The sequence below is a fragment of the Paraburkholderia sp. RL17-347-BIC-D genome, assembly GCF_046027915.1.
Classification (GTDB): Bacteria; Pseudomonadota; Gammaproteobacteria; order Burkholderiales; family Burkholderiaceae; genus Paraburkholderia.
This window is the reverse complement of the sequence record NZ_JARESS010000016.1, coordinates 1-15799: the sequence shown is the minus strand read 5'-3', so window position 1 is coordinate 15799 and position 15799 is coordinate 1. Positions and strand designations below refer to the sequence as shown.

The window sequence follows — 15799 nt, the reverse complement described above, 5'->3', positions numbered from 1 at the left end:
GATGCTGCTTGCGGCGCCGCGAGTCGGTCGCGACCGCGCTGCGCCGGGCGTGACGGTTCGGCTCAGCATCAAACCCGCGTGATCGGCGTCTCCACACGAGCGGCCGCGCCGGCATCCATATAACGCGCGAGTTCGAGCTTGGCGATCGCGTTGCGATGCACCTCGTCGGGACCGTCGGCGAAACGCAGCGTTCGTGCCGACGCGTAGGCATACGCGAGCGGGAAGTCGTCGCTGACACCGCCGCCGCCGTGCGCCTGAATTGCCCAGTCGATCACCTGACACGCCATGTTCGGCGCAACGACCTTGATCATGGCGATCTCGCCGCGCGCGCCCTTGTTGCCGACGGTGTCCATCATGTAGGCGGTTTTCAGGGTGAGGAGGCGCGCCTGTTCGATCATGCAGCGCGCTTCGGCGATACGCTCCTGCGTGACGCCTTGCGCGGCGACCGGCTTGCCGAACGCGACACGTTGCAGCGAGCGTTTCGCCATCAATTCGAGCGCGCGTTCAGCAAGACCGATCAAACGCATGCAGTGATGGATGCGTCCCGGTCCGAGTCGGCCCTGCGCGATTTCGAAGCCACGGCCTTCACCGAGCAGCATGTTGCCGACCGGCACGCGCACATTCTCGAGCGTGATTTCCATGTGCCCGTGCGGCGCGTCGTCGTAACCGAAGACGGTGAGCGGGCGATGCACGGTGATGCCGGTGGCGTCGGCGGGAATCAGAATCATCGACTGCTGCTGATGGCGGGGCGCTTCCGGATCGGTCTTGCCCATGACGATATAGATCTTGCAGCGCGGATCGCCCGCGCCGGACGACCACCACTTGTGGCCGTTGATCACGTAGTAATCGCCATCGCGCACGATGCTGGTCTGGATATTGGTCGCATCCGACGACGCCACTTCAGGTTCCGTCATCAGAAACGCCGAACGGATCTGACCTTGCAGCAGCGGTTCGAGCCACGCGCGCTTGTTGTCGTCGCTGCCGTAGCGCTCGATCGTTTCCATGTTGCCGGTGTCGGGCGCATTGCAGTTGAATACTTCAGGCGCCCAAGGCACGCGGCCCATGATCTCGCACAACGGCGCGTATTCGAGATTCGTCAAGCCCGCACCGCGCACGGAGTCGGGCAGGAACAGGTTCCATAAGCCGGCGTCGCGCGCTTTCTGCTTGAGTTGTTCGATCAGTTCGGTTGGCAGCCACGCGTTGCCGTTCTGGCGATTGCGTGCGATTTCCGCGTAGAACGCCTGCTCGTTCGGATAGATGTGCTCGTCAAAGAATGCGAGCAGTTTCTCGCGCAACGCCTGAACCTTCGGGGTGTAGTCGAAATTCACGTAGGACCTCGCGGATGATGAGTAACGAACGACGTTTGTTCGGAGCGCAGCACGATGCACACCCGGACGCGCGACTTAGCGCGCGATTCCGGTCAGCGCACTTTCTGCGCGTAGCGCCAGGCGAGTTCGGCCATCGGCTTCGCGCGACGGCCGGCGTCGAGTGCCTGAGCGCTGGCCGCGGTGCCGTCGACGACGCGTTTCATGATGCCTTGCAGGATCGCGGCAATGCGAAACATGTTGTACGCCAGGTAGAAATTCCAGTCGCCGTGAATCTCGAAGCCAGTGCGTTGACAATAGCGCTCGACGTACTCGCGCTCGTCGGGAATGCCGAGGGCCGCCCAATCGAGGCCCGCGATGCCGCGGAATTGCGTCGGGTCGACGTGCCACGCCATGCAGTGATACGCGAAGTCGGCGAGCGGATCGCCGAGCGTCGACAACTCCCAGTCGAGCACCGCGAGCACGCGCGGCTCGTCGGGATGAAAGATCAGATTGTCGAGCCGGTAGTCGCCATGCACGACCGATGCGCGCTCACCCGTTTCGGCCGGCATATGCTGCGGCAGCCATTCGATCAGGCGCTGCATCGCGTCGATCGGCTCGGTCTCGGATGCGATGTACTGCTTGCTCCAGCGGCCGATCTGGCGCACGAAGTAGTTGCCTGGCTTGCCATAGTCGGCGAGACCGACAGCCGTGACGTCCACGCTGTGCAGCGCCGCGATCACGCGGTTCATTTCGTCGTAGATGGCGGCGCGCCCGGCGGGCGTCATGCCGGGCAACGATTGATCCCACAGCACGCGGCCTTCGACGAACTCCATCACATAGAACGCGCGGCCGATCACGCTTTCGTCCTCGCACAAGGCGAGCATTTTTGCGACCGGCACGTCAGTGTCGGCGAGCGCATGCATCACGCGGTATTCGCGTTCGACGGCGTGCGCTGACGGCAGCAGCTTCGCCGCCGGCCCTGGCTTGGCGCGCATCACATACGAACGCGACGGCGTGAGCAGTTTGAACGTGGGATTGGACTGACCACCGGCGAATTGCTCCAGCGTGAGCGGCCCGGAAAATCCGTCGACATGCTGGGTCAGCCAGGCGGCGAGCGCATCGGTGTCGAAGCGTTGCCGCTCGCTGACCGGGCGCGTGCCCTCGAAGTCCGAATAGTCCGGTTGGTGTTCTGGTTCGCCGGTCTGTGTGGCTTGCACCATCTGTCTCCTCCAGTTCGGGGTTCAGCTACGCTTGTATTGAATGAATTGTGCGTAGAGCATTTCCATCGTGGTGTTGCGGACGTCGCGATGCAGCGGCGACGGCGGTGAATAGTTGATCGTGCGCAGCACCCAGTCGCGCGGGGCAGCGCCCACGTCGAGCGCGTTGATGCAGCCGGTGGCTTGCGCCAGATGGCCGAAGAACGTGCGGCCGCCGGCGGTGAGCGCATGCGACAGGATTGCCCGATTCACACCACCGTGCAGCACGAGCAGCACGGTGTCCCACGACGTGTCTTCTCGCAACTCCGCGACCGCGGGCAAAACGCGATCGAACAGGGCGCCGATGGTCTCGCCGAAGAGAAAGCGCGTGCTGTCCGGCACGATGCCATCGAACACGCCGAGAAACGCGGCCTCGATATCCTGCGGCGGAATATTGCCGAGCTTGCCGCCGCGAATCTCTTCCCAGGCAGGCTCGATTTCGAGTTCGATCTGCTGGCCGGTCTCGGCCAACACGCGCCGCGCGGTTTCGATGGTGCGCGGCAAGCCACTGACGATCACCCGGTCGAAGCGGACCTGCTGTTCGGCGAACACGCGGCCCGCCGCGCTGGCCTGCTCGCGGCCGTTGGCGTTCAGGGGCACCGTTTCGGGATCGATCGCGCGGCCGGAGTCGTCGAAGTAGGTGACGTCGCCGTGACGCATCAGAAAGATGCGGCGGCGCTTGGGCAGCTGGTAGTCAGGCATCGTCCCTTCGCTCACTTGTAGACCGGCGCGCGTTTTTCGAGGAACGCGGAAATGCCTTCCAGCCCTTCACGGTGATGCAGCGAGGCCACAAAGCTGTCGCGCTCCGCCACGAGATGATCGGCGAGTGGCTGCGTGCCGGCTGCGCTGATCAACCCCTTGATGCGCGCGACCGAGTTAGGCGAAATCTTGCCGATCTCGTCGGCCCAGGCAATCGCGGAATCGCGCACGGCGCCGGTCTTGGCCAGTTTGTTGACGACGCCGAGTTCATGCAGACGCGTGGCGCCGATCGGTTTGCCTTCGATCAGCACTTCGGTGGCCAATTGACGCGGCAGGGCTTGAGCGAGAAACCACGAACCGCCGCCGTCGGGCGTCAGGCCGACACGTGCATACGACATGACGAACTTGGCATCGTCCGCGGCGACGATCAGGTCGCACGCAAGCGCGAGCGAGAATCCCGCGCCGGCTGCGGCGCCATCGACGGCGGCGATCACCGGCTTCGACGATAGACGCAGCGCCGAGATCCATTCGCCGAGCAGATCGATGCTTTCGGCTTGCACGGACGGATCTTTCGCACGGTTTTCCAGCAGGCGGTTCAGATTGCCGCCCGCGCAAAAGAAGTTGTCGGCGCCGGTAATTACGACGGCGCGAATCGACGGATCGCGCTCCACCGAGTCGAGCGCCTCGATGCCGGCGGCGTACATGTCCGGATGCAGCGCGTTGCGTGCGCCGGGGTTCGAAAGCGTGAGGACCAGCGTCGATTCGCTTTCGGTGGGGCGCGAGGTCAGCAGTTCGGCGCTCATTGTTGCGTCTCCAGGGTCTGCGTTTCGGTATCGGCCGCGTCGCGCTGAGTGAGCGACAGGCCAAGCTGGGCGCGTCGCGCAAGCCAGGGCGACGGACGATAGCGCGGATCGCCGAGCACACTGAACATGTTGCGCAAGATCGCGAGAATGGTCGTCGAGCCTAGCGCGTCGCCGAGGGCAAGCGGGCCGCGCGGGTAGCCGAGGCCGAGCGTGACGGCAAGGTCGATATCGTCCGGCGTGGCGATCTGTTTTTGCGCGATGTCGCAGCCGATATTGACGATGGTCGCCACCACCCGTTGCGCGACGAAGCCGGTCGAGTCGCGGATCACGGTGACGGGCACGCCGTCGGCGGCAAAGAGCGCGTGCGCCGTGTCACGCGCGGCGCGCGTGGTGGCGGGTGTGGTCATCAGCGTGCGGCGTTGCGCTCCGACGAGCGGGAAGAGCGTATCGATGGCGACGACGCGGCTGGCGTCGAGTGCTTCGTCGACAGCGGCCGTGGTCGCATCGTGGCCGAACGGTGTGACGACGATCAGCGAATTCGCTGCGGGCGTAGCGCCGTCGTCGAGTTTCACGCCGGCTTTCCCAATGAGTTGCACGACGGCATCGTGAGCTTGCGGATAACGCTTGCTGACCCACACGCTGGCCGGCAATTCAGTCGGCGCGGGCCCTTCGGCAGGCACTTGCTGCTTGCCTTCTTCGTAGCGATAAAAGCCTTCGCCCGTCTTGCGGCCGATCAATCCGCCCGCGAGCCGCGTGCCGGTGATGGGCGACGGCGTGAAGCGCGGCTCTTCATAGAACTGGTGATAGATCGACTCCATCACCGGATGCGAGACGTCCAGCGCCGTCAGATCGAGCAACTCGAACGGCCCGAGGCGAAAGCCTGCCTGCTCGCGCATGATGCGGTCGATGTCGGCGAAACTGGCCACGCCTTCACCCGCCACGCGCAAGCCTTCGGTATTCATGCCACGGCCCGCGTGATTCACGATGAAGCCGGGCATATCTTTCGCGCGCACCGGCGTGTGACCCATGCGGCGCGCGAGATCCATCAGCGCGTCACCGGCCGCGGGGTCGCTGCGCAGACCGTCGATCACTTCGACCACCTTCATCAACGGCACGGGGTTGAAGAAGTGATAACCGACCACGCGCGACGGGTCACTGCAGCCGGCGGCAATCGCCGTGATGGACAGCGAAGACGTATTGGACGCCAGCACGCAGTTGCCGCTCACGACGGTTTCGAGTTCGCGGAACAGTGCCTGCTTCACGTCGAGTTTCTCGACAATCGCCTCCACGACCAGATCGCAACCGGCCAGCTCGCCGATGCTTTGCGCGCCGCTCACGTTCGCGAGCGCCGCAAGCGAGCGCGCCTGGTCGAGCTTGCCTTTGGCGGTCAATTTGGCGAAAGTCTCGGCAAGGTAGTCGCGCGCGGCGCCGATCGCAGCAGGGTTGGTGTCGTACAGACGCACGGTGAGACCGGCCAGTGCGGCGATCTGGGCGATGCCGCGGCCCATTGCTCCGGTTCCGACAATGCCAATAGTCTCGATGCTGAAATTGCGAGAGGTCATTGTGATGCTCGACTCCATGGTTATTTTAGAATAGCACGATCGTGCAATTTACTGGATGATTGAACGAAGGCCGCTGCTTTGACGTTGACGGGCGGTCGCATACAACTCAAGGGAAGGAGACACCTGATGATCAAGCTGTGCGGTTTCGCGCTCTCTAACTATTACAACAAAGTGAAGTTCGTGCTGCTCGAACACGGCATTCCGTTCGAGGAAGTGTCCGTGAAGCCCAGTCAGGACGAGGCGATGCTCGAGCATTCGCCGCTCGGCAAAGTGCCTTATCTGCAGACTGAAGACGGCGATCTGTGCGAGTCGCAATGCATCGTCGAGTATCTGGCCGCGCGTTTTCCCGACAAGGCGATTTTCTCCGCCGACCCATGGGAAGCGGCCAAGGAGCGCGAACTGATCATGTTCGTCGATGTGCATCTCGAACTGACCGCGCGCAACCTCTACAAGGAAGCGTTCTTCGGCGGCACCGTGACCGACGCGACCAAGGGGCGCGTGGAGAAACTGCTCAAGCACCACATTGCCGGCTTCAAACGGATCGCGAAGTTCGGGCCGTATCTGATGGGCGAACGCTTCAGCGTGGCGGATACGGCCGGTTATGTGAGCTTGCCGCTGGTGGGCATGGCAACGCAGACCATTTACGGCAGCGATTTTCTGGTCGACGCCGGCATTGACTGGAAGAGCTATGTGAAAGCGATCAACCCCAGGGCGGCCGCGCAGCGTGTGACCGAGGACCGCAAGGCGCATATCGCGGCATCGCGCCCTGCTTGACCGGCGTTGCCCCGAAGGAAGCGGACCGGCGCGTGCCGCGCACGCCGGGGCCGCTGCGCGCGATGGCGAGGAACGTAGGTTCGTTCGCAGCATCGCGCGAGACATGCTAGAGGCGCGCCAGCCGCTCGAGCGCGGTGGCGAGTGTGTTTTCCTGCTTGGCGAAGCAGAAGCGCACCACGCCCGACTCATGGGCCTCGTGATAGAACGCCGAGACGGGAATGGCCGCGACGCCGATCTCGCCGGTCAGCCATTGCGCGAATTCGGCTTCGGGCAAGTCGCTGATCGCCGAATAGTCGACGCACTGAAAGTACGTGCCCGTGCACGGCAACAGCTTGAAGCGCGAATTCGCGAGGCCGGCGCGGAAGAAGTCGCGCTTCTTCTGATAAAACGCCGGCAAGTCGAGATACGGAGACGGATCTTTCATGTAGTCGGCGAGGCCGATCTGCATTGGCGTGTTCACCGTGAACACGTTGAACTGGTGCACCTTGCGGAACTCGGCGGTGAGCGCGGCGGGCGCGGCCACGTAGCCGACCTTCCAACCCGTCACGTGGTAGGTCTTGCCGAAGCTCGACACCACGAAACTGCGTTGCGCCAGTTCCGGATAGCGGGCCACGCTCTCGTGCGGCGCGCCGTCGTAGACCATGTGTTCATACACTTCGTCGGACAGGATCAGCACGTTGGTGCCGCGCACGATCTCTTCGAGCTTGCGCATGTCATCCGCGCGCCAGACCGTGCCGGTCGGATTGTGCGGCGTGTTGATCAGCAGGAGCCGCGTTTTCGGCGTGATCGCGGCGGCCAGCTTGTCGAACGGGATCGCGTAGTCGGGCGCGTCGAGCGTGACGAATACCGGCTTGCCGCCCGCCAGTTCGATGGACGGCAGGTAGCTGTCGTAGGTCGGCTCGACCACGATCACTTCGTCGCCCGGGTGGACCGTGCACAGAATCGCGGTCAGCAATGCTTGCGTCGCGCCCGCTGTCACGGTGATTTCGGTGGTGGCGTTGTAGCGGCGGCCGTACAGGTTCTCGATCTTGTCCGAGATCGCCTGACGCAGCGGCGCGGCGCCGGCCATTGGCGGGTACTGGTTGTGGCCGTCGCGCATGGCGTTCGCGACCGCGTCGACGATCCGCGGATCGCAGTTGAAATCGGGAAAGCCCTGACCGAGATTCACCGCGCCTTTTTCGGCGGCGAGCGCGCTCATCACCGTGAAAATCGTCGTGCCGACATCCGGCAGGCGAGACGGAAACGTGGGACTCGTGGGCGTGTCGTGCGGTGCATTCATGGCGCTGTCCGGAGCGTGGGCAAGTGGGTTAGGCAAAGGCGTCGTTTGAAACGGGCGAAGCCTGATTGTAGGGAATCGCGGCGTGGTGTGTGCGCCACGGAACTCACGTTAGCCGTCTGGCCAGGGCCATGCGGCTGAAGAGTCATGCTGTTAAAGGCTCGCCGGCGGCGCTCTGGGACATGCCGATGGCGGCGACGAACGGCGCCGGCTGCGCGATCTGAAAGCCGAAGTCACGCGCAATCCGCTTGGCCAGCTTCAGTACCGCGCGATCTTTCGAAACCAGCCAGTCGGCCTGCGCGGCGTGCGCGAGCTCGAGAAACTTCTGGTCGTCGCGGTCTTTGCATTTGGGCAAGGGCTTGGCGTCTTCCGCTTGCGCCTCGGGTTCGACCAGTTGCGCGAGCCGCGCGACGACCGCCAGCGCCGCGGCCTTGTCCACGTTCCGATGCACGAATTGCGGATAGTCGAGCACGTAGGCGAGTTCGGCGAGGCAGCGCGCGTCGATCAGCGCGGCCAGCGCGCCGCTTTCGAGCGCGGCCGCGATCGGCCGTGTGTGCGGGTCGTCGAACACGAGTATGTCGATCCACACATTGGAATCGAGGACGACGCGCAAAGCGTCGGGTGAGGCATGGGAACCGGGCATTCGTTACAATCTGGCTTTCGTCTTTGACCGCCAGGCACGGCGTGCCTGCAAGCCTCTATGATAATCGTTCTGTCGCCGGCGAAATCGCTCGACTACGAAACCCCGCCTCACGTCAAAAAGCACACGATCCCCGATTTTGTCGACGATGCGGCCGAATTGATCGGCGGATTGCGTCGTTTGTCGCCGCAGCAGATCGCCTCCCTGATGGACATTTCGGATCAACTCGCGCACCTCAATTTCCAGCGTTACGCGCAGTGGTCGCCCAAGTTCGGCACGCACAACGCCAAGCAGGCGGTGCTGGCGTTCAATGGCGACGTGTACGAGGGCTTCAACGCGAAGACGCTTTCGTCGGCGGATCTGGACTATGCGCAGAATCACGTGCGCGTGTTGTCCGGCCTGTATGGTTTGCTGCGTCCACTCGATCTGCTGCAGCCTTACCGGCTCGAAATGGGTACGCGTTTCGCCAACCCGCGCGGCAAGGATCTGTACGCGTTCTGGGGCGAGCGCATCACGCAGGCGTTGAATGCGCAATTGAAGAAGAACGCCGCGGCATCGCGCGTGCTGGTGAACTGCGCATCGGGCGAGTACTTCAAGTCGGTCAAGCCGAAGCTGCTCGAAGCGCCGATCATCACGCCTGTTTTCGAGGACTGGAAGGGCGGCCGCTACAAGATCATCAGCTTTCATGCAAAGCGCGCGCGCGGCTTGATGGCGCGCTATGCCGTGGAAAACCGCCTCGACAGGCCTGAGCAACTGAAGGACTTCGACGCCGACGGCTATGCGTTCGACGCTGATGCCTCGAACGATTCCACTTACGTATTCCGCCGCCGCGTCGCTGAATAAGCGTTGCGCCGCGCATAGAAGCAGGGAAGAACATCATGACGTTATCGATTACAAGTAACTTCGACGCGGGTGCGATCGAAGTGCTGTCCTGCGAAGACGCGGGCAATATCCGTTTGCGCGTGCGGCCGGACAGCCATGCCGAGTTCGCGCAGTGGTTTTATTTCGGTTTGTCGGGCGCGGCGGGCGAGCGCTGCGTGATGACCTTCGAGAATGCGGCCACGTGTGCCTTCGCCGAAGGCTGGCGCGACTATCAGGCGGTGGCGAGCTATGACCGCGTGAACTGGTTTCGCGTGCCCACGTCCTACGACGGCCGTGTGCTGACGATCGATCACACGCCGGATTTCGACCGTATTTACTACGCGTACTTCGAGCCGTACAGCGAGGAGCGTCATTCGGAGTTTCTCGGGGCGGTGCAGCAGATGCCGCAGGCCACGCTCACCGAGTTGGGCACGACCGTCGAAGGCCGGCCCATGTCGCTGCTCACGCTTGGCACGCCGCAAAGCGGCGACACGCCCAAGAAAAAAATCTGGCTGATCGCGCGCCAGCACCCCGGCGAGACGATGGCCGAATGGTTTATCGAAGGTCTCGTGAAGCGGCTCGCGGGTTGGGGCGATTGGGCGGGCGACCCGGTTGCGCGCAAGCTCTACGATCACGCCGTCTTCTACATCGTGCCGAACATGAATCCGGACGGCAGCGTGCACGGCAATCTGCGCACCAATGCGGCCGGAGCGAATCTGAATCGCGAGTGGATGGAGCCGGATGCCACGCGCAGTCCTGAGGTGCTGGTGGTGCGCGACGCGATTCATGCCACCGGTTGCGATCTGTTCTTCGATATTCACGGCGACGAGGCGCTGCCTTACGTGTTCGTGGCCGGCTCCGAAATGCTGCCGGGCTTTACCGAACGGCAAGGGCAGGAGCAGAAAGCGTTCATTGAAGCGTTCAAGCAGGCGAGCCCTGATTTTCAGGACAAGTACGGCTACGCCGCGAGCAAGTATCGCGAGGACGCACTGAAGCTGGCGTCGAAGTACATCGGCAACGAATTCGGTTGTCTGTCGCTCACCCTGGAGATGCCATTCAAGGACAACGCCAATCTTCCCGACGAACGGGTGGGTTGGAACGGCGAGCGTAGCGCGTCGCTCGGCGCTGCGATGCTGCAGGCGATCTTGCGGCACGTGGAAACATTTGCCTGAACATCGCCGCGCATAAAAAACAAGGCACACACTTCACGGTGTGTGCCTTGTTTTCATTGGGGCGCTTGTTTTGACCTGTGGCGCCGGCGGCCCGATGCCGCAAGCGTGACCCGTTATTGAGTCTTTTTCTTCGCCGGTGTCTTCTTCGCGGTTGCTTTGTTCGAACTCGTTCGCGACGATTTGCCCGAGCTCGGTTTGGAAGACTTCGTGGTCGCCTTCTTCGTCGTTTTGCCGCTCGCCGAGTGCTTGCCTTTGGCGCTTTTATGCTTGCTCGACGACGCTTGCGACCCCGATGGTTCAGCGCTGCGTGCACGGGTCGGCGGCACCGGATCGTTCCAGCTGAACGCCAGCATCTGCGCGCCGACATAGCCGCAGCGGAACTTCAGATCGGCAGGATCGCCGCCGCCACTCTGGCGGATGCCGAGCCCTTCGACGGTGACGATGTTATCTACCTTGACGCGCTGCTTGCCCTCGTCGAACGAATCGTTCCATGGCGTGACCGACGCGTGCGCGCTGTCGAACGAACTAGGTGGAAATTCGACATGGTCGAAGGCGGTCGACGTGCTGGCGACAAAGTTGCCATGCGCCGCGCAGTCCGCAACCAGCGGGTCCGCGTGCATATCATTGACAAATTTGTTGACGAGATCGTTGTGCTGCTCGAGTTGATCGGCGAATGCGGGAGCAGAGCATATGAGCGAGAGACTCGCCGCACATGTTGCCAACCGGCCGACCAACCGCAGCAATCGGCGCGGTACGTTGGTGCGATCCATCTAGTTCGTTAGGCGCTAATGAGATGAGGCACGTAAGATGCCCGGCGAGAGGGTGGAGTTCAATCCTGACACAAATATTTTGTCCTGTTGATGGCGTGTCCGCTGGCGGCTCGATGTTGTCGAGTCGCCAATTGCCGCAAGTACGCGTTCGGTGCCCGCGCAAGTGTCAGGTGCGCGGGCCGCCTAGCCGGTATCGCCGCACATCATAAGTGGTGACCCACGCAGGGCGGTAGACCGCGATCAATGCCGTCGACATGCCAGTGAACCAGGATTCCCCGATGGCAAGTAGAAACACGCTGAACGCGTAGCCCGCAGGCACTACGGTCATCGAACCGTCGGCGAGCGCGATATGAATGCCGAGGGCGGCGGCGGCCGTGAGCGACACGGCGATGGCAGGCGAGACAAAACCCTGGCCGAGGATGAACATGAAGAGATTGCGTGGCAGCCACGCGATGCTGATGCGCTGGAGCAAAGTGGAAATGCCGACCGGCAGTGCACCGTAGACGAGGAAAGTTAGCGCGATGCCCTGCCACGGGGCATCGAAGATGACGGCGGCAAGACCGGTGACCACCGCCATGGCGATCAGCGCCAACGCCCAGTCGAACAACGTGACGACTAGCGTGGCGCCGAGCAGATGCATGACGGTGCCGTCGTCGAGCCATGCATTACTTGCCCACAGCACCGACACTGCGACGATGATCGCAAGCCAGACATGCTGCAGTGTGCCGTCCTGAAGTCGTTTGAAAGGATTTTTCCACAGCGCGAGCGCGACCACTATCGCAGTGGCGATCCAGCCACCGACAGCGACCCAGAACGGAAGCGGTGTGTAGAGGAAACCCATGAGTCTCATATTACTCGTTGGACGAGAAAAGGTGTGAGCGGATTCCATGCCAGCGCGCGCAAACGCTGCCGGAAAGTGCTCGCCCGGATTCTGTTGCGCGCGCCGGCTGCGCTCATGCAGGACCTTGTGCGAGCGGGTCCGGTGCCGCTCCGGCGGGCGCCGCGTCGCCATATGGCGCGCCTGGTTCGGCCGCCATGGGCAACAAGGCGGCCGTGTCGTTAGCCGGCAACGGATATTGGAAGCGGCGCCGCGCGCGGCGCCGCAACGGCACCACGCCGGGTTGCCCCATGATCGGGCGCAGCAGGCCATCGCCGCCATTGCGCAGCACTTGCAAATGGTTCGACAGCCAGCCGTTGTAGAGCGCGACCGCGGCGGCGCGATTCGGCGCACCGAGCTGCTGGAATATGCTGGTCAGATGGATCTTGACGGTGCCTTCGCTGATGCCGAGCGTGCGAGCGATCATCTTGTTGGTGCTGCCCATGTGGACACAGCGCATGATCTGCTGCTGACGGGGCGACAGTACGTTGGCCAGTCTGGTGCGGCGCGGCGGTGGGCTCTTCTCGTCGAACGGCCGGATCGCGGTGTCGGGCGGCAGCGGAGGATCGAGCGCCAGCGCGCCGGGCGGCACGTAGTGACCGCCCAGCAGCACCATTTCAAACGCGCGCACGATCAGACAAGGATCGGTGTCGCGCGGCACGACGCCGAGCACGCCTTCGTCCATCAGTTCTCGCACGGCGACCGGCGAGATCTGATCGGTGAGCACGGCAATGCGCAGATCGGGGTAATGGCTGAGCAGATGGCGAATGTCGGCGATCGACATCCAGTCCTGCCAATCGATCAGGAGCAGGTCGGGCCGCTGACGCTTGAGCGTGCGTTCGACCTGACGCCAGTCTTGTGCCTCGTTGAAACGCGCCAGCCGGTCGATTTGCCGCAGCAGCGCTTTGAGCCCATCACGTCGTTCCGCGTCTGAGTTGAGTATCGAGAATCGCATGCATGTCTCCAGATGAGTCGGGCGAAGTGGCGCGATGCGCGCGCGCGGCACGTGAGGAGCCGGATGCGTTCGCGATGCGTCGCCGTTCCTATGATGACAAATTCCCTTCAACTTGGCGGCCTGTCCAAAAGGCATAAGAGGAATGACGTAAAAATGAACCGGCAAAAAAAAGCCCCGCGCGTGGCGGGGCTTCTTTATGTCGACTTCGACGCGCGAGCGTGCCGGCGAGGATGGTCAATGGAAGTGCGGCTGCGCAGGTTCTGCGTCTTCCGGCATTTCGGCGTGGACGATTTCGCCGAGCGGATCGGCATACAGCGGCACGCCGCAGTCGTCGCAGTATTCCGGCTCGAAGCGGCCGGCGTGGCGGCGCACTTCTGTCACGCCGGTCTCCTTGAGCAATGCGACGATTTCTTCGAGCGGATCGTCCGAGGCGGGGGTTTCCTGCGGTTCCTCGTCGATGCCGGGTTCGCCGTTCTCACGGCCGTACAGCGGCCACACGACGCCGTAGATCACGTCGTTGCTGCCGCGGCGCGTGAAGCCGACGCGGTATTCGTCGATGCGGCGTTCGCCGAAGCCCGCGACGACCGCGCGCAACTCCTGCGGCGCCGCGCCGATCGTGTCGAACAGATAACGCACGGCGGTGCGCACCGTGTGAGGGCGCACGCGTTCGTCGGCGTCGCGGCAGGCCGAGTAATAGGCATCCGGCAGCAGGCACTCGAATTCGCAGCCCGGCAGCACCAGCGACAAGTTGGCGCCGCCTTGCGTGGCCCATTGCTCGAGGCATTGCCCGCGCTCGATCCGGCTGCCGTGTTCTTCTTCCTGCCAGCGGAACGTCGGCTCGCCGACCGGCGCCGCGACTACGGCCAGCAGGAAGCGCGGGTCGGCCAGAATCGGCGAAGTCTCCGGCAACTCGCCGAAATTCAGCTTGACGTTGCCGCCGGCCATGGCCGCCTGTGTGAGTTGCTGGGCAATGCGCCAGGTTTCGACGTGATGACGCGGCAGTTGATCGATGCTGTATAGGAACGGCGCCATGGCGACCCGCGTGTTGGCCGCGAGCACGTGCGCCTGCAGGTGCGCGCGCAGAGCGTCGGCGGCGTCGGTCTTGAGCGGACCGGACGGAATCATGTAGCGCGTCCAGGCGAGTACGGGTGCGGCGATCAGCAGCGCCTCGTACGGCACGCCTTCGTGTTCGACGATGAAAGACTCGCTATGGGTTTCCGCCATATCGGCGAGCGCGCCGTAGGCATCGGGATGATTTTGCTGCAGATGATCGAGCGCGGCGTCCAGCGTAGTCTGGTTGGCGTTGCGGACGATCTTGGCCAGCAGCGCATCGAGTTTCGCTTCCCAGAAGCGGTCCTCGGTGCGGCTGCCCGACGCGAAAAGCGCGAGCGAGAGACCGACAAGCTTGTCGGCATCGGGGGGGAGACGTTTGGCGATTCGCGAGCGCATAAATCCGGAAATTGGGGTGCACAGAACCTTATATTCTAGTCTTTTCTATGCCGCCATATTGTTTGGCCGGCAATGCCGGATGAATTAGGACGTTTCTACACGAAAAATCAGCGCTGTTTAGCGTGCGTGTGGAGTCGTTGCGGGGCGACCTGGCTCGATGATATAAGACGCCCCCAGGCGCATGAGTCGCTTCTATACTGACCGCTTTCAGCGGGCGCCCGACAAGCTTATGTCCGCTCGTCACTGGGGTTTGGCGCAACAGGAGATTCATTGTGAAATCGGACCAACTGATCGAACGCCTTGCCGCAGTGTTCGCGCTGATTATTCTGGTGGGCGGCTCGCTGCTGGTGCTGGCGCCTTTCACGACCGCGCTGCTGTGGGGCGCCATTCTCAGCTATAGCTCGTGGGGCTTGTACCGGCGGCTGACCGCGGCCATGGGCGGCCGACGCAAAGGGGCCGCCACCTTGATCGTGTTGATCATTCTGATTGTGGTGCTCGGACCGTTCGTCTATGCGGGCTTCGCCTTTGGGGCGCACGTGCACGAAATCGTCGCACTGGTTCAACGGCTCTTCGAGGCCGGCTTGCCGGATTTGCCACCGTGGGTTGCCCGGATTCCGCTGGTGGGTTCCAGCATCGATGCATTCTGGGAGCGTCTCACGAGCAGCAATTCGGAACTGATCGCGCAATTGCGTACGCTCGCGGCGCCGGCCGGCAAGTGGATTCTGGCGGCTGCGATTGCTGTTACGCATGGTCTCGGGTTGCTGGCGTTAAGCATCGTGCTCGCTTTCTTCTTTTATACGGGGGCGAGGGCGCAGCGGCCTGGCTGAATGCGGGCATGCGGCGTATTGCCGGCGAGCGCGCCGATTATCTGCTGGCGCTGGCTGGCAGCACGGTGAAGGGCGTGGTCTACGGGATTCTCGGCACGGCGCTCGTGCAAGGGATTCTGGCTGGGTTCGGATGCTGGATCGCCGGCGTGCCGGCGCCGGCGCTGCTTGGGCTGGCGACATTCTTTCTGTCGGTGATACCGGGCGGCCCGGTTGTCGTGTGGTTGCCCGCTGCAATCTGGCTGTACCACGGCGGCGCGACAGGATGGGCTATCTTTCTGGTCGTGTGGGGCGTGCTGGTCGTCGGCATGTCAGACAACGTCATCAAGCCGATCCTGATCGGCAAGAATAGCGACATGCCTCTGATCCTAGTGATGCTGGGTATCTTGGGCGGCGCGTTTGCTTTCGGCTTCCTCGGTGTTTTCATTGGACCGACTTTGCTGGCGGTCGCCTATACCGTGCTCCACGACTGGACGATCGGTGCGCCGGCTGCGCGCGCCTTGGCACCCGATGCGGAAGCGCCCGTCGTCGACGAGCCGGGGCCGGTAAAAAAGCTGCCTTGAATAAATTCCAT

At 63.1% G+C, this 15799-nt stretch carries 14 protein-coding genes and 1 pseudogene; 4 read left to right on the top strand and 11 right to left on the bottom strand.

Annotation, left to right across the window (positions count from 1 at the left end):
• Positions 1-68: 68 nt before the first annotated feature.
• The 5 genes from P0D96_RS21940 to P0D96_RS21920 form a co-directional block, all read right to left on the bottom strand.
• A complete protein-coding gene (locus tag P0D96_RS21940; RefSeq protein ID WP_132375238.1) occupies positions 69-1328 on the bottom strand; it encodes an acyl-CoA dehydrogenase family protein in 1260 nt (419 codons plus the stop codon).
• A gap of 92 nt (positions 1329-1420) precedes the next feature.
• A complete protein-coding gene (locus P0D96_RS21935; protein WP_408178058.1) occupies positions 1421-2527 on the bottom strand; it encodes a phosphotransferase in 1107 nt (368 codons plus the stop codon).
• A 21-nt stretch (positions 2528-2548) separates the two neighbouring features.
• Positions 2549-3265, bottom strand: coding sequence for a histidine phosphatase family protein (locus P0D96_RS21930; RefSeq protein ID WP_408315280.1), 717 nt, complete (start codon positions 3263-3265; stop codon positions 2549-2551).
• An 11-nt stretch (positions 3266-3276) separates the two neighbouring features.
• A complete protein-coding gene (locus P0D96_RS21925) occupies positions 3277-4065 on the bottom strand; it encodes an oxepin-CoA hydrolase, alternative type (RefSeq protein ID WP_408315279.1) in 789 nt (262 codons plus the stop codon).
• The gene (locus P0D96_RS21920; RefSeq protein WP_408315277.1) at positions 4062-5627 is read right to left on the bottom strand and encodes a 3-hydroxyacyl-CoA dehydrogenase; all 1566 of its coding nucleotides are present in this window, start codon (positions 5625-5627) and stop codon (positions 4062-4064) included. Before P0D96_RS21920 ends, P0D96_RS21925 begins: the two co-directional genes overlap by 4 nt.
• A gap of 126 nt (positions 5628-5753) precedes the next feature.
• Between P0D96_RS21920 and P0D96_RS21915 the strand changes: the two genes are divergently transcribed.
• Positions 5754-6401: a glutathione S-transferase family protein gene (locus P0D96_RS21915; protein ID WP_408292974.1), complete on the top strand. Its 648-nt coding sequence runs from the start codon at positions 5754-5756 to the stop codon at positions 6399-6401.
• Between the two features lie 106 nt (positions 6402-6507).
• Here the strand turns inward: P0D96_RS21915 and P0D96_RS21910 are convergent, their stop codons facing one another.
• Both P0D96_RS21910 and P0D96_RS21905 read right to left on the bottom strand, forming a co-directional pair.
• The gene (locus tag P0D96_RS21910) at positions 6508-7680 is read right to left on the bottom strand and encodes a pyridoxal phosphate-dependent aminotransferase (RefSeq protein WP_132375232.1); all 1173 of its coding nucleotides are present in this window, start codon (positions 7678-7680) and stop codon (positions 6508-6510) included.
• A gap of 142 nt (positions 7681-7822) precedes the next feature.
• A complete protein-coding gene (locus P0D96_RS21905; RefSeq protein WP_408315275.1) occupies positions 7823-8320 on the bottom strand; it encodes a putative toxin-antitoxin system toxin component, PIN family in 498 nt (165 codons plus the stop codon).
• Between the two features lie 57 nt (positions 8321-8377).
• Between P0D96_RS21905 and yaaA the strand changes: the two genes are divergently transcribed.
• Together yaaA and P0D96_RS21895 are read left to right on the top strand one after the other, a co-directional pair.
• Positions 8378-9160 carry a peroxide stress protein YaaA gene (gene yaaA / locus P0D96_RS21900; RefSeq protein ID WP_408315273.1) on the top strand — a complete coding sequence of 261 codons (783 nt, stop codon included), beginning with the start codon at positions 8378-8380 and terminating at the stop codon, positions 9158-9160.
• A gap of 35 nt (positions 9161-9195) precedes the next feature.
• Positions 9196-10350 carry a M14 family metallopeptidase gene (locus P0D96_RS21895; RefSeq protein WP_408315271.1) on the top strand — a complete coding sequence of 385 codons (1155 nt, stop codon included), beginning with the start codon at positions 9196-9198 and terminating at the stop codon, positions 10348-10350.
• A 113-nt stretch (positions 10351-10463) separates the two neighbouring features.
• On the opposite strand, the gene P0D96_RS21890 is transcribed toward P0D96_RS21895, so the two are convergent.
• The 4 genes from P0D96_RS21890 to P0D96_RS21875 form a co-directional block, all read right to left on the bottom strand.
• Positions 10464-11120 (bottom strand): BspC domain-containing protein, encoded by a 657-nt coding sequence (locus P0D96_RS21890; protein WP_408315269.1) that lies wholly within the window; start codon positions 11118-11120, stop codon positions 10464-10466.
• A 166-nt stretch (positions 11121-11286) separates the two neighbouring features.
• On the bottom strand, positions 11287-11961 hold the full coding sequence (locus P0D96_RS21885) for an energy-coupling factor ABC transporter permease (protein ID WP_132375227.1): 675 nt from the start codon (positions 11959-11961) through the stop codon (positions 11287-11289).
• 112 nt (positions 11962-12073) lie between these two features.
• Positions 12074-12952 (bottom strand): response regulator transcription factor, encoded by an 879-nt coding sequence (locus P0D96_RS21880; RefSeq protein WP_408315267.1) that lies wholly within the window; start codon positions 12950-12952, stop codon positions 12074-12076.
• Positions 12953-13186: 234 nt separating this feature from the next.
• Positions 13187-14401 carry a DUF2863 family protein gene (locus P0D96_RS21875; RefSeq protein WP_132375225.1) on the bottom strand — a complete coding sequence of 405 codons (1215 nt, stop codon included), beginning with the start codon at positions 14399-14401 and terminating at the stop codon, positions 13187-13189.
• 272 nt (positions 14402-14673) lie between these two features.
• On the opposite strand from P0D96_RS21875, the pseudogene P0D96_RS21870 reads away from it, so the two are divergent.
• Positions 14674-15788 (top strand): annotated as a pseudogene (locus P0D96_RS21870) (AI-2E family transporter).
• The last annotated feature ends 11 nt before the right edge of the window (positions 15789-15799 follow it).